This window comes from Alloyangia pacifica (genome assembly GCF_020524285.1).
Classification (GTDB): Bacteria; Pseudomonadota; Alphaproteobacteria; order Rhodobacterales; family Rhodobacteraceae; genus Salipiger; species Salipiger pacificus_B.
This window is the reverse complement of record NZ_JAIVKX010000011.1, coordinates 1-20,699: the sequence shown is the minus strand read 5'-3', so window position 1 is coordinate 20,699 and position 20,699 is coordinate 1. Positions and strand designations below refer to the sequence as shown.

Genomic DNA, 20,699 nt, shown 5'->3' with positions numbered 1-20,699 from the left:
GGGGACAGGACGTTTGACCATGACACGAAGCTCCGAGGCTACGCCGCGGAAGGGGGACGGCGTTTCGGCCGACCCCCGATTCCTGAACTGGACCATCGCGGTGGCGGCACTCGTTACCGCGGCGATCCATCTTTACTATAATTCGATCGGGCTCATTTCAGAGCTGCAGTTCGCGGCGCTGCACTTTGGTCTCTTCGGCCTGATGTGCGCGCTGACGGTCCCCGGCCTGAAGGACCATCCACGGGGCCGACTGGCCCTGACGTTCGATATCGCACTGGGCTTGCTGGCGCTCTTATGCGGCATCTATTTCATTCTTGGCGAGGACGGCTATTGGGCGCGCGGCGGGCACATGACCCGGCTCGACTGGGTAATGGCGCTCTCGGCGATCCTGCTCGCGCTGGAGTTTCTGCGCCGCACCATGGGGCCGGCGATTCCGATACTGATCCTCGTAGCGCTCAGCTACGCAGCCTTCTGGGGAAAGCACATCGGCGGGGTCTTCCGCTTTCCGGGTATCTCGGTCGAGGAACTCGTTGCACGGGCTTATTTCGTCAACCTCGGCCTATTCGGGGACATCGCGCAGATCTCGATGAGCTATGTGTTCATGTTCGTGCTGCTTGGGGCTTTCCTGGTGAAGACCGGGGCGACCGAATTCATCATCGACATCGCCCGTGCGGCGGCGCGGCGGATGATCGGCGGACCAGGGATCGTCGCGGTGCTGGGCTCGGCATTGATGGGCTCGATCTCGGGCGCGGCGGTGGCCAACATCGCGACCACGGGCGTGGTGACCATCCCCCTGATGAAACGCTCGGGCTACAAGCCGACCTTCGCCGCGGCTGTCGAAACCGCGGCCTCGACGGGCGGTCCCTTGCTGCCGCCCATCATGGGGGCCGGGGCCTTCGTGATGTCGAGCTACACGCAGATTTCGTATCTAACCATTGCCGCGCTCGCGCTGCTGCCGGCGTTGCTCTATTTCATGTCGGTGATCTACCTCATCCGCATGCAGGCACTGAAGGACGGGATCACCGATTTCGAGGACGATGAGGCACGCCCCATCGGTGCGGTGCTGAAGGCGGGCGGGCTGACCTTTGCCCCGGTCGTCGTGCTGGTGATCCTGCTGATGATGAAGTTCACCGCGACCTATGCTGCGGCGGGTGCTATCGTCGCCTCGATCGTTTTCTCTTGGCTCACGCCCCGAAAGCTCGGACCGAGGCAGATTATGGAGGCGGCCATTGACGGGGTGCGCAGCGCCGTGCCGACCTCGATCCTGCTGATCTCCATTGGGCTTCTGGTGGGTGTTCTCGGCACCACCGGATTCGGGCCGACCTTCTCTTTGATGATCATCGACTGGTCGGGCGGCAGCCTGATCGTGATGCTGGTGCTGGTAACCTTGGTCTCGCTCGTGCTGGGCATGGGGCTGCCGGTGACAGCCGCATACATCGTGCTGGCGACGATCTCGGCTCCGTCGCTCGCGGACCTCATAACCACCGGTACGATGATTGAGCAGATCACCAGCGGGCAGGTGCCTGAGATGGTGACCATGATGCTTTCGCTGACCGATCCCGAGATCGGCGCGAAGCTCGTTGCGGGGCTCTCGGCCGAGGATGCGCGGGCATTGCTTGCGAGCCTTCCGATCGACGTACGCGCGGCGCTGCGCCCGCAGATGCTCGATCAAGACGTCATCATGGCCTCGCTGCTGGCGGCCCACATGATTATCTTTTGGGTCTCGCAGGACAGCAACGTGACCCCGCCTGTGTGCCTCCCGGCCTTCGTTGCGGCGGCGATTGCGCAGAGCCCGCCTATGGCGACCGGGTTCGCCGCCTTCCGGTTGTGCAAGGCGCTCTACATCGTGCCTCTGCTCTTTGCCTACACGCCCCTGCTGAGCGGAAACTGGGCCGAGATGCTGGGGGTATTCATACCAGCACTGGTCGGGCTGCACGCGCTAAGCGCCGCGATGAGCGGAATGATGGAAACCCGCTTGGGGATGAGCAGGCGGGCACTTGCGGGACTGGCTGGGGGATTTCTGCTCTGGCCCTTGCCGTTGCCGTGGAAACTGCCCATCGCACTGGCATACCTCGGGTGGCTGGCGATTGATTGGCGGAGGCGCAGGCTGGAAGAGACGCAGCCGAGAGAGACGGCCACGCCCGTCCGCCCATGACTGCGCCGCTCTCCTGCGCGACATTCGGGACCAACGAGCTGCATCGCAAGATCTCCGCCGCGGTCTTCGCACTGTCCGCGATCCTGACGGTGGTCTCCGAGGTCTCGGGGCTGGACATCCTGGCAAGGGTGGCGGGGATCTGCCTCGTCGTCTTTATTGTCCTAGAGTTCAGCAAGATCGGATGGCCGCAGAAGATTGCCGCGCTGGTTTTGCTGGGCGTCGCCATGGTGGTGGCCCTCCGCGCCGGACGGCTGCCTGAGGCACTGGGAGAGGGTGTGCTCCGCACCCTGCCGTTCATGTTGATATTCACATCGGTCGGCTGGCTGCGCGCTGCCGCAATGCAGAGCACGTCGGTCCAGCGCCTCGGATCGGTGCTGCCGACGCTCGGGGCGGGGCGGAGGTTCGCCGCGCTGGCGCTTGCTTCGCATCTGATCGGTGCCGGCTTCAATCTTGCCGGGATTGGGCTGCTGGCTCCCATGCTAGATACTGCGCGCGTCGGAGAATGGGACCGGCGGAGACTTCGCTGTGCGATCCTCTGGGGGTTCGCTGCCGCGCCCTGCTGGTCGCCCTTTATCGTTGGCACCGTGGCCATTCTATCGGTCTTCGAGGGGCTTCGCTGGATACAAGTTCTGCCCTACGGCGTGGCACTCGCCTGTGGCTTCCTGATCTGGGCGGTGATCTGGAACAGGGTTTTCCGCGCAGGAAGAAGGACGGGCCCGACGCCGGTGCTCGCCCCGGAAATCGCCGCGCCGGCAGGGCAATTGCTCGGGGTGATCCTGATGCTCTTCGTGGTGGTTTTTGCTGTGATGGCGGCGGCGGCTCTGCCTCTCACAGTGGCCATCGCGCTGGTGGCGCCGATTTTCGCGCTGGCGTGGGGCCGTGGAGCAGGCAAAGCAGCGCAGGGGGATCTCATCCGTAGGGTTCTGGCTGGATATCCGGGGATGCGCAGCGAAACGACGGTCTTTGCGGCGGCCAACATCTTTGGTGCCGCGGTCTCGAGCGCGCTTGCAGACGAAGGTATTGCGCTGAGCCCGGGCGAGCTGACCGGCTGGCTTTACCTCGACGCACTTCTACTGCTCTGGGGGTTCCTGGGTGTGAGTGCGATTGGCATCCACCCGGTGGTGTCGCTGGTTGTATTTGCCGCGCTGGTGGATCCGTCGGCGCTTGGCATGCCACTGCCGGTTCTGGCGGCGGTGATGATGGCCTGCTGGGGCATGGGCACCTCGGTCTCGCCGCTTTCGGGAACCACCCTGCTGATGGCGCAGCTGACCGGGGTCTCCTCCTTCACCATCGCCTGGCGCTGGAGCGGGGCCTTTTACGCCGCAGCCTGCCTCTGGCTTGCGCTCTTGATCACGCTCGCGGTCTAGGTCGCCCCGTTAGGGGGGCGACCCGATGGGCAGGCCCTAGACCAGTCCGCCGTTGGGCTGGACGATCTGCCCATGCACCCAAGAAGCCTTGTCCGAGGCGAGGAAGGCTACGACCGCTGCGACCTCGGCCGGTTCGCCAACCCGGCCGAAGGGGCTGAGACCGGCCGACCGCTGGATCGCCGCCTCGTCCTTGCCCGCGCGGAAGAGGTCGGTGTCCACCGGGCCAGGAGCGACGCCGTTGACCCGCACACCGCGCCCCGCAAGCTCCTTCGACATCGAGCGCAGCAGGCTTTCAACCGCCGCCTTGGTCGCTGTGTAGGGGCCGACGCCGGGGATCGCGACCCGCACCATCGAGGTGGTCAGCCCGATGATCGTGCCGCCGTCGGCGACGTTCTGAGCCGCCGCGCGCAGCACGTTGAACGCGCCGACGATATTCACCTCGACGAGGTCGCGGAAGCGATCGTCGGGGAACTGGCCGACCGGCGAAGGCGGCACGTTGATCCCCGCGTTTGCCACAACGCAAGTGAGCGGTCCGTCATGGCCCGCCTTCACGGCGTCAATGACCGCGGCGATTTCTTCTGGATTGCGGATGTCGGCCTTGTGGGCGGTGATCTTCTGCCCCGAGCCTGCCGCGGGCAAGGCATCGGGAGCCGCGCTTGTGTAGGTGAAGGCGACGTCGAACCCGTCCGCCGCGAGCGCCTCGACGATGGCCGCGCCGATGCCGCGGGTGCCGCCGAAGACGAGTGCTGTCTTGCTGATCAAATCTATTTCCTTTCTTATGTCCCGCGTGACGGGGCGGGGCTTAGATGCTGATGGTAACGATCCGCTCTTCGGTCATCTCTTCGACGGCATAACGCGGACCCTCGCGGCCGAAGCCGCTATCCTTGCTGCCGCCGTAGGGCATGAGATCGACCCGTGAACTGGAAGTTTCGTTGATGTGCACGCCGCCCACCTCGAGCTTGCGCGCAAACTCAAGGGCGGGGCCGAGCTGGTTGGTGAAGACCCCTGTGGCCAGCCCGTAGGGCGTCGCGTTCACCGTGGAGACCGCTTCGGACAGCGTGTCGAAGGGCACCAGGCAAAGCACCGGGCCAAAGACCTCTTGGCTCATAACGCGCATCCCAGATGTGACCCCCGTGAGCAGAGTTGGCTGCACCACCGAGCCCTCGCGCTTGCCGCCGACGAGGCATTCGGCCCCGGCCTCGATGGCCTCGTGGATCCAGCTTTCGACGCGCTCGGCCTCGGCCCGGTTGATAAGCGGGCCGGTCACGGTGCCCTCAACCGCGGGATCGCCATAGCGAACCTTCGCAACCGCCTCGGCGAAGCGCACCTTTGCTTCCTCGAAGCGCGTGCGATGGATGAGGGCAATCTGTACTGAGGTGCAGACTTGCCCTGCCTTGCGGAAAGAGGCTCCGACCACTTTCGGCACCGCTACGTTCAGATCGGCGTCTTCGCAAAGCACAGTGAAGGCGATGGAGCCGAGCTCCATCTGGGTGCGCCGCAGTCCGGCGCTTTGCTGGATCTGCCGCCCGACGCCGGTGGAGCCGGTGAATGCGATAAAGCGCACGCGCGGATCGGCGATGGCGCGCTGGGTTATCGATCCTCCGCCGAGCAGTACGGACAGCAGCCCGTCCGGCAGCCCGGCGTCCCGCAGAATGGCGGCGAGCATCAATGTCGTTGCCGGGGTCGCAGAGGAGGGCTTCACGACCACCGCGTTGCCCGCCGCGATCGCCGGTGCGATCTTGTGCGTGACGGTGTTGAGCGGCGAGTTGAAGGGTGTCACGGCCAGTACCACCCCAAGCGGCACCCGCATGGTGAAGGCAATGCGATTGCCCTGATTGGGCGCACCGGAGATCGGGATCATCTCGCCCGAGAGGTTTCGCGCCTCCTCTCCGGCAAGGCGCAACGTCTGGAGGCAGCGGGTGACCTCAGCATTGGCGTCGGCGGCGGTGAAACCGGACTCGGCCTGGATCACCTGTTTCATCTGCGCCGATCGCTCGATCAGCAGCGCGGCAGCACGGTCGAGGATGGCGCCGCGCTCATAGGGCGATGGGGCCCCTTTGTTGAAGGCGGATTGCGCGGCCTCGATCATCTGTTCGAGTTGGGCTTCGCTGGCCTCGCGGCCCGTAGAAAGCGTCTCACCGCTGAACTTGTCGATCACCTCAAAGGACGCGCCGCCGCCTTGGACCTCCCGCCCGGCGATAAACAGCGGCAAGGTCTTCGGATAAGCGTGGAGGGCGGCGGTGGGAAGTTCCTGGCGCATAATGGGTTCCTCGGGGTTCACAGCCATAGGATTTCCTTTCGCTGGTCGATGTCGTTCAGAAGCAGACTGGCCGGGCCCTCGTGGAAGACGGCCCCTTGTTCCATGGCGTAGACCCGGTCGCTGAGCGCGAGCACAAGGTCGAGATTATGCTCGACGATGATCACCGGCACCTCGCGGCGCAGCCTGTCGAGCACGCGGAAGAGGTCCTCGATCACCGCCGGGGCGAGGCCCTCGAAGGGCTCGTCGAGAAGAAGGAGCTTCACGTCGGCCGAGAGTGCCCGGGCGATGGCCAGCATCTGCTGTTCGCCGCCCGAGAGAAAATCGGCGTGCGAGTTGATCCGTTCCTTCAGCCGAGGGAAGAAGTCGAAGATTTTCTCCTCGGTCCAATGCGCACCGCCCATGCCGACGGGGCGGGCAAGATGGCCGAGAGCGAGGTTGTCCCGCACGGTCATGCCCGAGAACAGCCCGCGCCCCTGAGGCACATAGCCGACACCCGCGCGGGCGATGTCCGGCGCGGCCCAACCCGCGATGTTCTGACCAGCGAATTCCACCCTGCCTTCGCGCGGATTCACCAGTCCCGAGATGGTCTTGAGGAAGGTCGATTTGCCCGCGCCGTTGCGTCCCAGGAGCGCGACGATCTCGCCCTGCCGCACCTCGAGCGAAGCGCCATTGAGGATGTGGCTCTTGCCGTAGAAGGTGTGGAGCCCGTCGACCTGCAGCACAGGTGCGCCATCCGCGGTTCCGATGTCGGCGCGGCCCGTGACGGCGGGGGTGCCGGTGCCCGTGTAGATCTCCTGCACCTTGGAATTCCGGCGGATGAACTCGGGGCTGCCAGCGGTCAGCACCGCGCCCTCGTTCATCACCGTGACCACATCCGAGAAGCCGAGCACACGGTCGATGTCGTGCTCGACAATCAGCACCGGGATGTGATGCGCCACGGTGGTCACCAGCCGTCCCACCCGCTCGCGCTCGGCGGCGGCTAGCCCGGCCAGCGGCTCGTCGAGCAGCAGAACCGACGGCTTGCTGGCCAGCGCGATCCCGAGGTCGACCAGCCGCTGGCCGCCATAGGAGAGATCGGCTCCGAGCGTATCCTCGATGCCCTCGAGTCCGAGGAAGCGGATGAGTTCTGCGGTCTCGGCGTCGATATCGGAATAGCTGTCCACGTCGCGCCAAATGTTGAACCGACCGGGATGCTTGGCTTGAAACGACAGGCGCAGGTTCTCGCGGATCGACACGCCCTCGAAGAGACTGGTGATCTGGAAGGACCGCGCGAGGCCGGCCTGGCAGATTGACTCTGGGCTCTTGCCGGCGATCGAGGCGCCATTGAGCTCGATCGCCCCCGATGTGGGGGCGTATTTGCCCGAGATCAGGTTGAAGAGCGTGGTCTTCCCCGCTCCGTTGGGCCCGATGAGGGCGTGAATCTGCCCCGGACGCACCTCGAGACCGGCCTTGTTCACCGCCCGGATACCGCCAAAGTTTTTCGACACCTCGCGGGCGGACAACACGCTCTCCGCATTCGAAGGGGCGGGGCAGAGGGTCTGCGGCAAGTCCAGCCCCTCGTAAATCTTGCGCTTGCTCATCGCCGCACCTTCCTCGGCTGGCGGGTTCAGGCGATGGCGCAGCTTTTGCACGATGCCCACGATGCCGCCGGGCAGGTACATGACGAAGCCGACGAAGATCAGCCCGAACCAGAACAGCCAGTCGCCGGTGTAGGTCGAGAGCAGTTCGCGGAAGGTGACGAAGAACAGCACACCCACCGCCGGTCCGAGGATCGGTCCGCGCATGCCGCCGATCACCACCATGGCCAGCAGTTCACCGGAGAACTCGATCGAGGTACTCTCGGCAGTGACGATGTAGTGCTGGAAGCCCGACAAGATGCCGCCGAGCGCGGTGACCATCGCCGAGAGCACGAAGACTACCAGCTTGTAGCGGTTCACCGGATAGCCCTGGAACTGCGCACGCTCCTGATTCTCGCGGATCGCCACCAGCACGTGGCCGAAGGGCGAGCGCACCACGCGGATCAGCAGGTAGAGCACGCCGAGCCCGATGGCGGCGGTGAAGAAGTAGTAAGTAAGATTGTTGGCTAGGTTCAACGGCAGCAGCGTATCGCGGTTGAACCCGCCAAGACCGTCCTCGCCGCCGGTCACAGCGGTCCAGCGGAAGGCGATTGAGAAGGTCAGCGCCGAGAGCGCCAGCGTCATAAGCGCGAAGTAGACTCCGCGCCGCCGCAGCAGAAGTGCCCCGATGACCAGCGACAGCAGCCCGACGAAGATCACGCCGAAGACGATGGGCAGCAGGATCTGGCCGGGGAAAAGGTTTTTCTGCGCCAGCGCAGCGGCATAGGCGCCGATGCCGAACCAGGCGGCATGGCCGAAGGAGACGAGGCCGGCAAAGCCCATCATCATGTTCAACCCGAGCGCCGCGATGGTCAGCACGACGATCTGCGTTGCCGTCGAGGAGGTCAGCCCGACCAGCGGCAGCACGAAGGGCAGCAGCAGGAGCGCGATGGCCGATCCCAGCATGGTATAAGTCTTGGACGTCATGGATCAGCTCTCGAACTTGGCAATGGATTCCCCGAGCAGGCCGCGCGGGCGCAGCAGCAGTACGAGGAACATCAGCACGTACATCGACGCCTCGGAGGCGGCGGGGGCGAAGTAGATGGTCACCCCGCGCGTCACCCCGACGAGCACGGCGGCCAGCACCACGCCCCAGAAGCTGCCCAGCCCGCCGATGATCACCACCACGAAGGCGATGGTCAGGATCTCGGAGCCCATGGCCGGGTGTACGGTGGTGATTGGCGCGAACATCGCGCCGCCGAGCGCCGCAAGGCCGACCCCCAGCATGACGACGGTGGTCAAGTAGGGCTGCAGTCGGATGCCCAGGGCAGCGACCATGTCGGGGTCCTGGATGCCGGCGCGCACGACGCGGCCAAAGGAAGTGCGGTTCAGGAGCAGCCAGATGCCGCCCAGGGCCACCGCGATCACCAGCAGCATCAGCAGGCGGTACTTGGAAAATAGCATGTTGCCGACGATCACCGAGCCGCGGATTTCAGAAGGTAGCGTGGCGGGCAGGGGGGCGGCGCCCCAGATCATCCGGATTGCCTGCTCGGCCACCAGCGCTAGGCCGAAGGTCACCAGCAGGCTGAGGATCGGGTCCTCGTTGTAGAAGCGCCGTAGGATGAAACGCTCGAAGAGGATGCCGAGCAGGGCCACCACGATGGGCGACACGGCAACCGCGGCAGTGAAACCGAGGGTGCCGGAAAGCTGCACGAAGACATAGGCGCCGAGCGCGTAGAAGGCCCCGTGCGAAAGGTTGACGATGCCGCCGACGCTGAAGATCAGCGACAGGCCGAGGGCGATCAGCAGGTAATAGCCTCCGAGCACGAGCCCGTTGACGACCTGCTCGAGGAGAAAGACGATTTGCATGGTGGTCCCATATGTCCGGGCTGTCAGATCGCGGCAGGGAAGAGCCCGCGCCGCGATCCTCGTGTCATGGATCGGGTCTCAGAACTTGCAGGCGCCGCCCTCGACCGAAGGGTATATCGACTCCAGCGGCGCGTCCGGAGCCGGCACCGCGCCATCGAGTTGCAGCATCGAGTAGACGTCGTCGTAGGTGCCCTCATCCTTGACGGTGAAGGCATAGGCCTCCTGGATGAGCTGGTGATCCTCGGGCCGGAAGTAGGCCTGCCGGGCCTTCATGATGTCGAACTTGGCCCCCGACTCGAGGTAGTCGATCAGCTCGGGCGTGGCGGCGCTGCCGGTCTCCTCAATCGCCTTCGCAACGATCTGCACCGCGATGTAGGAGATCCAGGCGTGGTTCTCGGGGATCTTGCCGTATTCGGCCTTGAAGCGCTCGACGAAAGCCTGGCTCTCCGGAGTCTCGACGCTGTCGAGCCAGACCGTGGGCCATGTGCCGGACAGGTTGCCGACCCCCGCCGCCCAGGCGTCGGCGGTGTTGAGGTTGAAGCCCACCATCGGGTAGGGCAGGCCAAACTCGGCGTATTGCTTGACGAAATTGGTGACCTGGTTGCCCGCGAGGTTGAGGCAAACCACGTCGGGGTTCGCTTGCCGTACCTTCAGGATGAAGGGGCTGAAGTCGGTCACGTCGGTGGCGATCAACTCATCTCCGATCAGCTCGGCGTTGTTGGCGTCGAAGAAGGACTTCGCGGCTGCCAGCAGGTCGTGCCCGAAGACATAGTCGGCAGTCAGCGTGAAGAATTTCTTGCCGTCCACCATGCCGTCCTGCTTGAGCGAAGTGCCCACGGCATTGACCATCGCGGTGTTCGGAATGTCGGTGCAGAACATGTAGCGCGAACAGCGCTCACCGCGCAGCACGTCCGAGCGCGGGCCGACCGCCACGAAGAGCTTCTCGTTGCGGGCGGCCACCTCGGAAATCGCCAGCGAGGTGGCCGAGCTGATCTCGCCGAGCAGGAAGTCGACACCGTCGCGCTCGAGCATCCGCTGCGCCTTGGTCGCGCCGTTCTCGGGGTTGATGGAATCCTCGCTCATTAACTCGATCTGCCGTCCGGCAGCGCCGCCCGCGGCGTTGATCTCCTTCGCGGCAAGCTGGGCGCCTTCCACCGCCCAGCCCCCGAGCGTGCCGAGAAAGCCGGTCATGGGGGTGAGGTGGCCGATGCGGATCGGGCCGGTTTGCGCCCGAACAAGTGCGGGCGCGCCGAGGGTCGAGGCGGCGAATGTGCCGCCCGCGAGCTTGAGGGCCGTGCGGCGTGTGAGCACGCTCTTCTGGCCCGCCAGCCGCGAGGTCTGATAAGTCTTCATTTTCTCCTCCCAGATATGGAGACCATTTGCGTGATCCCATGCGAGGAGCCTATCAGGCTGGAATTTCCCGCAAAAATAGGGAATTCGGAAGGAGATATAAGCTAGTCATATGGCTCCGCAGGATGCTAGGCTCGGCCATGGACATCAGACAATTGCGCTATTTCGTAGAGATCGTGGAAAAGGGCAGCCTGTCGCGGGCGTCCAAGAGCCTGCATATCGCCCAGCCCGCGCTGAGCCAGCAGGTCGCCAAGCTCGAGGATCAGGTGGGAAAGCCGCTGCTTGTGCGCTCACCCAAGGGGGTCACGCCGAATGAGGCGGGACGCTCGCTCTACCATCAGGCCAAGTTGATCCTGCGCCAGTTCGACCATGCGATGACCATTGCCCGGTCCGAGGATGGGCAGGTCAAAGGGGTGGTTTCGATCGGCCTTCCTGCGACCACGGTCGCGGCGATTGGCCTGCCGCTGGTGAAACGGGTGCGTGCGAATTATCCGGGAATTTCAATCAACGTGGTGGAGGCGATGAGCGGCCATCTCGATACGCTGATCCGGCAGAACCGGCTCGATCTCGCGGTGCTCTTTTCGCGCGATAGCTCGGACGAGCTTTCGGTTGATCCTCTGATGGTCGAAGAATTGTTCCTAATCCTCCCCAAGGAAAGCCAATTGCTTGCAGGGCGCGACAGCGTGACCATGGCGGAGATTGCCGAGGTGCCCTTGATCCTTCCCACCTCGGATCACGGTCTTCGCAAAAGGATCGAGGCGGAATTCGAAAGCCGGGCACTCAGCCCCAATGTGGTGGCGGAAATTGACTCGCTGTCACTTCTGATGAATTGCGTGCATGACAATATCGGCGGGACCATCAAGCCGATGGGGGCAATCCTGCAGGAGACCGAGCGCGGCCGCAGTTTCCGGCGGCTCAGGGTCTGCGATGCTCAGTTGCGCCGGTCGAACTACCTCTATTCGCTCCCCGCCGATGCGATCACCTCGGCCTCGACGGCGGTGGCGCAGGAGTTGAAGATCGTCGTCGACGAACTGATCGAGCGCTCCGAGGGGATCGGCTTCCTGCCGCGGCCCGAACCGGCCCGTCTGGACCGGACACGGCAGGAAGAAACGGCCTGAGGCCTATTCGTCGGTGATCGGCGTAGTCACCACGATAAAGGTCAGATCACCCAGCCCGGTGTTCTGGATCGAATGCCAGGTGCCGGGCGTGATGAAGATCACGTCGTGCTTGCGCACCACGCGGCGTTCGTCACCGATCTCCATCAGCCCCTCGCCATCGAGGATATGGTAGACCTGTTCCTGTACCTTATGCACGTGGCGCTCGACATAGGCCATGGGCTGGTAGGTCGAGATGCGGTAGTCGATCTGCTTCGATCCGGTGGTGTCCGGATGCACCAGCGCCTTCGACAGGGCAGAGCCGTAGTGCGCCGGGAACTGCTGCCAGGGCTCTTCGGCGATGTTGCGGATGACGGTCTTGTACTCGGTCATATGTGTCTCCTCCTCGTTGGGTCTCAGGGCCGCCATGGGGTGCCGAAGACCGGCTCCTTGGGTTTCAGCGGCGGCAGCTCCCACGAGCCGGTGGCAGGCGGCCGAATGTCGGCATCCACGTGCACGTCGATCAGCGCCGGGCGGTTCAGGCGGATTGCCTCTTCCAGAGCGCCGGCGAAATCCCCGGGGCGGGTCACCGTGTAGCCCGCGACCCCTGCGGCCCGTGCCCAGGCGGCGAAATCGGGGTTGTAGGGGGTCTTGTTGTCGCCCTGATAGAATGCGGTGCCGTACTCGCGGCCCTCGAAGTAGCCGTATTGCAGGTCGCGGATCGCGCCCCAGGCGAAATTGTTCCAGACCACCCACACAACGGGGATGTCATATTCGACCGCGGTGCAGAGCACGTGCGGCACCATGGTGAACCCGCCGTCGCCGCTGATCGACACGCAGACCTTGTCGGGCGCTGCGAGCTTCGCTCCGAGGATCGAGCTGGGGCCGAAGCCCATGCCCGAATAGCCCCAGGTGTTCAGCATCGACTGCGGGTTCCGCGCCTTCCAGAACTGCATGTACCAGTTGTGGTGCACTCCGGAGTCGAGCGACAGGATCGCGTCGTGCGGCAGGACTTTTTGGCATTCCTCGACGATGCGGAAGGGTGAGATCGGAACGACCTCGCTGCCCCAGTTGGGGGCGATGTAGGCGTCCCATTCCTGCTTCCACCCGGCGATGTCGCTGTTCCAGCTTTTCAGTCTTTCCCCGGCAGGCAGGTCGCGGCCTTCAAGCTCGGCGAGGAGCTGTCGCAAGAAGCTGCGGGCGTCGGCAAGGACCGGCAGCTCGGGCAGGTAGTTGCGGCCGATCTCGGCGTGGTCGACATCTACGTGGATGAGCTTGGTATGTGGGAAGTTCCACGAATAGCCCGGCTTCCACGATGAGGCCGAGCGGTCGTCGAAGCGCGCGCCCACGGCCAGCACCAGGTCGGCATGACGCCCGGCCTGATTTGCCTGATAGGCGCCGTTTCGGCCTATGAAGCCGAGCGACAGCGGGTCCTCCATGTCCATCGCACCCATGCCGTTGGGCGAGGAGATTACCGGGATGCTCAGCCGGTGCGCCAGCTCGCTCAGCTCGGGCCCGGCTTCCGACAGGGTCACTCCATGGCCGATGAAGATCACCGGGCGCTCCGCGTCCAGCAGCATATCGACGGCGCGGCTCACGTCCTCGGCGCTGGCGCCGCTGCGGCGTTTGCCGAAGGCGCCACCGACCGGCTCGTCGGGCACTTCGGCCTCTTCCTGGAAGAGGTTGTAGGGGATGTCGAGATTGACCGGGCCGGGGCGTCCGGTGGTCATCTCCTGCATCGCCTGGCGCATCGCCAGTGGCAGCATCTCGACCCGCGAGGGTTGGAAGGAGCGTTTCACCACCGGCTTTATGACATTGTTGAAATCGGCCTGGTGGTGACGGTTCAGTTCCTGGAAAGCACCCCGGTTGAACTGCGAGGTCGGCACGTTGGCGGTGATCGCCAGCACCGCCGAGCTGTCGGTCTGTGCCACCGCCAACCCCATGATCTGGTTGGCCGAACCTGGACCGGTAGATGTCAGCGTCGCGGCGGGCTTGTGCGAGACGCGGAAATAGCCGTCTGCCATGTGCACCGCGGTCTGTTCGTGCCGGGGCGAGACGAGGCGCAGCTCGTCCCTGCGCTCGTGCATGCAGTCCAGCAGCCCGACGTTGCCGTGGCCGCAGATGCCGAAAACATGGTCGATGCCCTCGGCGATCAGGCGATCGGTGATGATCTCGCCGCCCTTCTTCTTGGTCATGGGTTCTCCTCCCTCATGTGTCGATGCCGGCGGCGTGCCGTGCAGCGCGCCAGCCGAATGTCAGGGCCAGCCCGAGTTGCGCGCCCGCGCCGGGGTACTCGCCGCCGAAGGGCGAGTGCATGTCATTGCCGCAGGCGTAGAGCCCGGGGATGGGGTCGCCCGCTGCGCCAAGCACGCGGGCATCGGTGTCGGTGACCAGCCCACGGCTGGTGCCAAGCGGGGTCGGCTCGAGCCGCAGCGCGTAGAGCGGACCCGCTCCGATCGCGCCGAAGCAGGGGTTTGGGCCGTGCTCCGGATCTCCGAGTGCGCGATCATAGGGGCTCTCGCCACGCCCAAAGGCGCTGTCTTTTCCGGTGACGGCATCGGCGTTGACCTGGCCCAACGTGCGGGCGAGCTGGTCCGGCGGCAGATCAAGCTGCCGCGCGAGGGACCGCGCATCGGGGGCGGATATGAGGTAGCCGCTCCTGATGTAGCGCCCGAGAGAAGGCGTGCGCGGGCGGATCGCGCCGAAGCCGTAACGCGAGATGAAACGCCGGTCGCAGATCATGAACGCCGGAATGGCTTGGCCGTTGGTGTCGGCGCGGTACATGGCGCGGACGAAATAATGATAGGGCAGCGCTTCGTTGGCAAAGCGCCGGCCGTTCCTTCCGACGACGATCGAGCCGGGCTTGGCGCGGTCGAGCACGATATGCGGGTAGGGCACGCGGTCGCCGACGGCACGAGGAAAGATCGAGCTGGGAAACCATAGCGCATTGTCGATGCTGGAAGGGCCGAGCCTGCCGCCTGCCTCCAGCCCCAGCGTCAGCGTCGAGCCGTCGCAGCCGGGGGCCGCGGGCGTGTGTTCGGGGACGGGCTCCGGCATCTGTTCGGCGCGCATGCGGGCGCTCGCCGGAAACCCGCCCCCTGCAAGCACGACGCCCCGTGTAGCCAGGATCTCTTGCCCCCCGTCGAGAGTGGCCGCGGTGACGCGGCCGGCCGAGACGGGCAGGCGCTGGATCTCAATACCTGTGCGGAACATCACCCCGGCGTCGAGGCAGGCACGGTAGAGGCGGGCCACCAGCGCATTGCCCATGACCAGCCGGGTGCCGCGCCGGTACCCTCTCATCCGGTCCGTCGCGGCGCGGCCCAGCAGGTGAAGCCCAAGCGCAGCCCCCTCAATCGAGCGGTCCGCCTTCAGCAGGCGCGTGGCCTCGGAGCGTGACACCATCACCTGCCCAAACAGCATCAATTCCTTTAGCGGCTCGGCCAGGGTCGAGAACCTCTCGCCGAGCTCCCGCCCGTCAAAGGGCAGGGGTTCCAGAGCGCGCGAGCCGGGTGCTGCTCCGGGCACGTCGGGGCGGTAGTCCTGGGACGTGGCCAGCGGCCGGAATTCCAGCCCGACGCGCTGGCCGAGATCGTCCAGCATGCGACGCGCATTCTCCAGGAATGTCTCGCGCAGCTCCGCCGGGGCCTTGTCGCCGACCAGCGCATTTAGATAGCGCCGCGCCTCGACAAGGTCGGCGTCACCTCCGGAAAAGGCATTGCCGGGCACCCAGACGGTCCCGGACGAGCGCGCTGAGGTGCCGCCGATTGTCGGCGCGTGCTCGAGGACCACGCAGGTCAGCCCTTCGAGCGCGGCGGTGAGCGCCGCGCTCAACCCCGCGGCGCCACTCCCCAAGACCACGAGATCCGCGCGATCGGGCAGCGCCTGAGCCTCTGGAACTGTCATGGGTCGTGCAAGTGGCATCAAACGGTCCCGAGATGGGTTTGCGTGTTTGAACATAGTCTTAACGGGTGCGCCGCGATGCGCCAAAAACGAAAAGCCGATACCGCCATAAGCGCTTGATATGGGCGCGTCGCCGGCTCAGCGCTTGCGCTGCGCATCGCGGGTCAGCGCGGCGAGGCGATAGAAGCCATGCGCCATCTTCGAGTAGGGCGTGAGCAGGAAGAAGGCGAGCACGGCACCGAGATGCAGCGCCAGCAACGGCTCCAGCGCGGCGCTTCCCCCGAATGCATAGAGCGCGAGGCCCGAGGCGCTTACGGTGAACAGCAGCGCGATGAAGCCAAACTCTCCGCCACGCACCTCGGGCGCCTGCAGGTCTGGGGCGGCTTTGGCCTTGAGGTGCATCATTCCCAGCGTCCCGGCGCAGAGCATCAGCCCGCCACTGACCCCGAAGAGTTTGGGCAGGGAGAGCAGGCGGTAGGGGGCCTCGATGCCGAAGCCGTAGTGCAGGATCGTGCCCGTCGCAGTGGCGGCAAAGCATAGCAAGAAGCCGTACATCACCAGCTGGTGCATCCCGCGGCGGCTCTGGGAGAAGACGTCCTCCTCCTCGAAGTTACAGCCGTCGCCGTGGCCACCGGCGAGGTTGCGCATGGTGGCAGCAGAGCCGAAGGCGGCGCGAAGATCGGCGAGGGTCACGCTCTGGCCGCCGACGCGCTTCCAGTACCGGCGCAGCCCGACCGCCAGCGCCGCCAGCGGCAGCAGGAAGGCGGGCAGGAAGATCGCGACCATGACACTATGCGCTATCACCGCGTAGAAGCCCGTCCCGTCCCCGGGTAGGTGCCGCGCAGCCCAGAAGAGCAGGGCCATGGCAAGAACGGTGGCCGCCGCGATGAGCGTGCCGTGGTGGTGGAAGGCGCGGCTCAGCGGGGCAGGGAAGGCGGTGTCCTCCCAGCTCTCCTGACGCACCTCTGCCAGCACGCCGGGCAGGTTCAGCGCGAACTCGTGCGGGGCGGTGTACTGACAGGCATAGTAGCAGTTCTGGCAGTTGTGGCAGAGGTTGGCGAGCTGGGTCAGGTCGCCGTCGGAAAAGAAGCGATCCGCGTGCATCGCCGGGAAGACCGCGCAATAGCCCTCGCAGTAGCGGCAGGCGTTGCAGATCTGCGACTGGCGGCGCGCTTCTTCAATGGGATTATCGTACATGGGCTGCGGCCTCCCGTCCGGCGATGCGGCCGAACACAGTTCCGATGGTCATTCCGTAGCCCGCCAGGTAGCCCTGACCGAGGATCGAGCCGGCCATGGTCTCTCCGGCGGCCCAGAGGTTTTCGATCTTGCCCGCCGCGGTGCTGCATTGCGCGGTCTCGTCGACCTTCAGCCCAAGGTAGGTGAAGGTGACCCCGGTGCGCAGGCTGTATCCGTAGAAGGGCGGCTCGGTGATCGGCCGGGCCCAGTTGGTCTTGGGCGGCTCGAGGCCGGTGGTCTGTACCCCGTCGAGCTCGGTGGGATGAAAGCCCGAGGTGTCGCCGCAGGCGGCGTTGAACTCATCGACCGTGGCGACTAGCTGCGCCGGTGGCAGATCCATCTTGCGCGCTAGATCCTCGAGCGTGCCCGCCTCGATCGGGGGAAAGACCGAGGGCATGAAGAGCCGCAGTGCGCGGGAGTCGATGATCGCATAGCCCACCTGATCGGGTTGCGCGGCGACAAGGCGCCCCCAGATGGCGTAGCGCTTGGGCCAGACGTCCTCGCCCTCGTCGTAGAAGCGCGCGCCATGCTTGTTCACCACGATGGAGAAGGGCACGCAGTCGAGCCGGGTGACGATGCCGCCATCGTATTTCGGCGCACGGCCGTCGATCGCGACGGCGTGGCACTGCGTGGGATCGCCGACCGAGGTGACGCCCTGATCGAGCAGGTCCTTCAGCACCGCGCCCCGGTTGTAGGGGGTGCCACGAATGAGGAAGTTGCGGGCCGGCGGGCCCCAGGCTTCGGTCAACCAGTCGATGTCGGCCTGGAAGCCACCCGAGGCGACGATCACCGCGCGTGGGTGCAGAACATGCGTCGCGTCGTCGTGTTCGTACTCGACCCGGGTCACGCGCTGGCCATCCAGCGCCACGTGGCGCACCGGCGCATCGTAGAGCACTTCCACCCCCAGCGCCTCGGCGGTGCGGTAGTAGGCATTCACCAGGGATTTACCGCCGCCCATGAAGAAGGCGTTGGTCCGCGCCAGCGACAGCGTTCCCGACAGCGAGGGCTGGAAGCGCACCCCATGCGCCTCCATCCACGGTAGGCACGCTTCGGATTCGCGGATCACCATCCGCGCCAGCCCCTCGTCTGTGCGTCCGCCGGTCACCCGCAGGAGGTCGGCAAGGTACTCCTCCTCGCCGTAGCTTTCGACGAGCACCGAAAGCGGGCCGTCGTGCTTGCATCTGAAATTGCGGGTGTGGCGCGAATTGCCACCCCGGTAGGGCTTCGGCGCGGCTTCGAGGATCAGCACCTTCGCGCCGTTCTCTGCCGCGGTGATCGCGGCACAAAGCGCGGCGTTGCCGCCGCCCAGCACCACGATGTCGTATCTGTCTGGATGTGTCGTCACTTGTCTCTTCCCTTGTCGGGGCACGCTAGCAACCGCCTTGCCTCTTGATAATTGCAATTGTTCTTGGGATTATTGCATTATGCGGATCAATTTCGACTTTGCAGATCTCGAGGCCTTTCTCGTCCTTTGCGAGACGGGCTCTTTCGTCGGGGCCGCGCGGCACCTTGGGCACTCGCAATCCACCCTGACCCGGCGCATTCAGCGGCTGGAGGACGAGCTTGGCACGGCGCTCTTCGAGCGCACCACGCGTTCGGTCCGGCCGACGCTGGCGGCGAAGCGCTTTCGTGCCCGGGCGCAGACCATGCTGGACGATGCGCGCGAGAGCCTGCGCGAGATGCAGGATGAAACCGCCCGCTTCCGGCACCAGACCGCCACCATCGTCACCGTCGCCGCGGTGCCGAGTGCGATCCCACGGCTGCTGATCCCAGCGGCGGGGCTCTTTGCCGAGTGGGCTGGCGGAGCGCGTCTGCGCATCCACGACCTGTTGGCCAACGAAGTCACCGAAGCGGTGTTGTCTGGCGACGCTGATTTCGGTCTCACCTCGCTGATTACGCAGGAGCCGGGACTCGATTTTGCACCCTTGCTCGAAGACCGGATCGTGCTGGCGGTGCCGCGCGGCCATCCACTGGCGGATACCGGGTCGGTGGCCTGGAGCGAGCTCTCGGGGCATCGTCTGATCTTACCCCTGCAGGGCAGCGGCAATCGGGCGTTGATCGACCGGATGCTGGCGCGGCACCGGATCTCGCTGCGCTGGACCTATGAGGTGCAGCGCACGACAACATCGCTCGAGATGGTGCGCTCGGGTCTCGGCGTGGCACCGTTGCCGCTCTCGGCAGTGTCGCTTTCGGCTGGGGAGGACCAGACGCTACGCGATCTGGTGGAGCCGGAGGTGACCCGCGGCTTCTGGCTGGTCACCCGCGAGAAGGGCCGCCTGTCACCGGATGCGCTTATGCTCCACGACCAGATCGCCACGGGCCGCGACCGCGGCCACCCGTCCGTCAGCCCAGAACATAGTGCGGACCGAACCACATGAGCGCAGCCCTGCGGAATCTGATCCGACCCCAGAGCGTTATCCTGGTTAAATGCCAATGCATGGTCGCCCTTCGATCTACTGGGATGAAGGCTTCCGATGCCAGCACCAAATTCTGAGAGCACTGTGCAGCCGTTTCGATCGACAAAGAAATGGCGTCTCTTTGACCATACATCCAATGCTGCGTGCCCTTCCCCGACGATTGAGGTCTTTTCTTCCTGACCACGTTTTAACATCAGCTTGAGACGCGGCATCTCAAGGATCGAAGCTGGAAGTCGGGCGGAAGCCAAATACCCCGTCTGAGCCAATGTTTCTCAATTGCCAATTGTCTTTTTTTGCCGGCGAGGTGCGTATTGCCTCGCCGAACCGTGGCGTAGGGAGGTGGCGCATTGACGATCTAATGGCCTCGTCGAAAGCTGCGTCCCTACTCAACATACTCGATCTTCAAGGCTCTCACCTCTCGCAAGGCGATCGATGTTGCGCGCCATTGCCTGCTGCCTCCGGGTGATTGTCCCGTTGGTCCAGCCCGACATGTGCGGCGTTAGCGTCACGTTGTCGAGGTCGTGAAACGGTTTGTGCCCCGGCATTGGGTTCGGTTGATCGGGCGTCGGATAGACGTACCACGTGTCGATGATCGCGCCACCGATCTTCCTGGTCGAGAGCACCTCGAAGAGCGCGTCCTCGTCGACGACCGGACCGCGGCCGACGTTCATCACGATGGCCTCTGGTCCCAATGCGTTTAGGACGTCTGCGCCGATGATCCCTGCGGTCCCGTCGCTCAGCGGCAGCGTGTTGATCAGAACGTCGACGTGCGATGCCATTTCCGTCAGGTCCGCAAGGCCATAAGTGGCCGCATAGTCCGGGGTGGAGACCGGTGAGCGGTTCGCCACATGTACCGTCATGCCGAAGGCAAGAGCTCGCGCCGCAAGCGTGCGGCCGATGTGTCCGTGCCCGACGATGCCGATGCGCTGCGCGCCAAGTTCGGTGCGCAGGCCCGAGGGGCCGCCGGCCCAGTAGTGCCAGTCGCCCTGTCGGAGTTGCCGGTCGGCCTCGGCCAGCGGGACGTGCCGCGCGAGCAGCGCCGCCATGACGTATTCGGCGATGGCATTCTCATGACCGAAGCAGTTACAGACCGCGCAGCCCTCAGGGAGAGAAGGGAAATGCACGCCGTCATAGCCCGCCGCCGGAAGCTGGAAGAGCTTGGCCGAGGTCGGCGGGTACTCGGCGCGGCTGTGGGTGCCGACAATGATTTCGGCGGTCTGGTAGTGCTCGAGGTCTCCTGCTCTATCGAACGTGTCCGACACTGTGACGAGCTCATGCGGGGTCTCCAGGAGCGTGTCGAAGCTTTCGAAAAAGGTGAGTGCATTGGCGCCGTGGAAAACGATCTTCATGTGATCCGTACCTGTTTCAGTGTCGGCCGAAGCCCATCAGTAGACGGCGATCTGCGGAAAGCAGAGCATCATAGCGAGCGCGAAAGCCTGAAGCCCGATGAAGGGGAGCAGGGCGCGGAAGATGTCCCCGAGCGAGATCTCGGGCG

At 65.0% G+C, this 20,699-nt stretch carries 15 protein-coding genes; 4 read left to right on the top strand and 11 right to left on the bottom strand.

The features are described from left to right. The first annotated feature begins 19 nt into the window (after positions 1 to 19). Positions 20 to 2,155 (top strand): TRAP transporter permease, encoded by a 2,136-nt coding sequence (locus LC039_RS15900; RefSeq protein ID WP_226626210.1) that lies wholly within the window; start codon positions 20 to 22, stop codon positions 2,153 to 2,155. Further along, positions 2,152 to 3,522: a hypothetical protein gene (locus tag LC039_RS15895; RefSeq protein ID WP_226626208.1), complete on the top strand. Its 1,371-nt coding sequence runs from the start codon at positions 2,152 to 2,154 to the stop codon at positions 3,520 to 3,522. Before LC039_RS15900 ends, LC039_RS15895 begins: the two co-directional genes overlap by 4 nt. A gap of 36 nt (positions 3,523 to 3,558) precedes the next feature. On the opposite strand, the gene LC039_RS15890 is transcribed toward LC039_RS15895, so the two are convergent. From LC039_RS15890 to LC039_RS15870, 5 genes are all read right to left on the bottom strand, one after another. Further along, positions 3,559 to 4,284, bottom strand: coding sequence for an SDR family NAD(P)-dependent oxidoreductase (locus tag LC039_RS15890; RefSeq protein ID WP_226626206.1), 726 nt, complete (start codon positions 4,282 to 4,284; stop codon positions 3,559 to 3,561). Positions 4,285 to 4,324: 40 nt separating this feature from the next. After that, positions 4,325 to 5,782, bottom strand: coding sequence for an aldehyde dehydrogenase family protein (locus LC039_RS15885; protein ID WP_226626204.1), 1,458 nt, complete (start codon positions 5,780 to 5,782; stop codon positions 4,325 to 4,327). 17 nt (positions 5,783 to 5,799) lie between these two features. Continuing rightward, positions 5,800 to 8,325, bottom strand: a complete 2,526-nt coding sequence (locus tag LC039_RS15880) for a branched-chain amino acid ABC transporter ATP-binding protein/permease (RefSeq protein ID WP_226626201.1) — start codon at positions 8,323 to 8,325, stop codon at positions 5,800 to 5,802. Between the two features lie 3 nt (positions 8,326 to 8,328). Then, the gene (locus LC039_RS15875) at positions 8,329 to 9,207 is read right to left on the bottom strand and encodes a branched-chain amino acid ABC transporter permease (protein ID WP_226626198.1); all 879 of its coding nucleotides are present in this window, start codon (positions 9,205 to 9,207) and stop codon (positions 8,329 to 8,331) included. Positions 9,208 to 9,285: 78 nt separating this feature from the next. Beyond that, a complete protein-coding gene (locus tag LC039_RS15870) occupies positions 9,286 to 10,560 on the bottom strand; it encodes an ABC transporter substrate-binding protein (protein WP_226626196.1) in 1,275 nt (424 codons plus the stop codon). A gap of 137 nt (positions 10,561 to 10,697) precedes the next feature. Here LC039_RS15870 and LC039_RS15865 point away from each other — a divergent pair, with 137 nt between their 5' ends. Continuing rightward, entirely contained in the window at positions 10,698 to 11,675 is a 978-nt protein-coding gene (locus tag LC039_RS15865) for a LysR substrate-binding domain-containing protein (RefSeq protein WP_226626193.1), read from the top strand. A 3-nt stretch (positions 11,676 to 11,678) separates the two neighbouring features. On the opposite strand, the gene LC039_RS15860 is transcribed toward LC039_RS15865, so the two are convergent. The 5 genes from LC039_RS15860 to tcuA all read right to left on the bottom strand — a co-directional run bounded on the left by LC039_RS15860 (position 11,679) and on the right by tcuA (position 18,132). Further along, on the bottom strand, positions 11,679 to 12,044 hold the full coding sequence (locus LC039_RS15860; RefSeq protein ID WP_226626191.1) for a cupin domain-containing protein: 366 nt from the start codon (positions 12,042 to 12,044) through the stop codon (positions 11,679 to 11,681). A 23-nt stretch (positions 12,045 to 12,067) separates the two neighbouring features. After that, positions 12,068 to 13,846 carry a thiamine pyrophosphate-binding protein gene (locus LC039_RS15855; protein WP_226626190.1) on the bottom strand — a complete coding sequence of 593 codons (1,779 nt, stop codon included), beginning with the start codon at positions 13,844 to 13,846 and terminating at the stop codon, positions 12,068 to 12,070. A 13-nt stretch (positions 13,847 to 13,859) separates the two neighbouring features. Beyond that, positions 13,860 to 15,554, bottom strand: a complete 1,695-nt coding sequence (locus LC039_RS15850) for an FAD-dependent oxidoreductase (RefSeq protein WP_226626188.1) — start codon at positions 15,552 to 15,554, stop codon at positions 13,860 to 13,862. Between the two features lie 135 nt (positions 15,555 to 15,689). After that, the gene (gene tcuB / locus LC039_RS15845) at positions 15,690 to 16,748 is read right to left on the bottom strand and encodes a tricarballylate utilization 4Fe-4S protein TcuB (RefSeq protein ID WP_226626187.1); all 1,059 of its coding nucleotides are present in this window, start codon (positions 16,746 to 16,748) and stop codon (positions 15,690 to 15,692) included. Continuing rightward, the gene (gene tcuA / locus LC039_RS15840) at positions 16,738 to 18,132 is read right to left on the bottom strand and encodes an FAD-dependent tricarballylate dehydrogenase TcuA (RefSeq protein ID WP_226626185.1); all 1,395 of its coding nucleotides are present in this window, start codon (positions 18,130 to 18,132) and stop codon (positions 16,738 to 16,740) included. The genes tcuB and tcuA overlap by 11 nt, the downstream gene beginning before the upstream one ends. A gap of 79 nt (positions 18,133 to 18,211) precedes the next feature. Between tcuA and LC039_RS15835 the strand changes: the two genes are divergently transcribed. Further along, positions 18,212 to 19,165 carry a LysR family transcriptional regulator gene (locus tag LC039_RS15835; protein WP_226626183.1) on the top strand — a complete coding sequence of 318 codons (954 nt, stop codon included), beginning with the start codon at positions 18,212 to 18,214 and terminating at the stop codon, positions 19,163 to 19,165. Between the two features lie 425 nt (positions 19,166 to 19,590). On the opposite strand, the gene LC039_RS15830 is transcribed toward LC039_RS15835, so the two are convergent. Next, the gene (locus LC039_RS15830; RefSeq protein WP_226626181.1) at positions 19,591 to 20,553 is read right to left on the bottom strand and encodes a 2-hydroxyacid dehydrogenase; all 963 of its coding nucleotides are present in this window, start codon (positions 20,551 to 20,553) and stop codon (positions 19,591 to 19,593) included. Positions 20,554 to 20,699 lie beyond the last annotated feature (146 nt).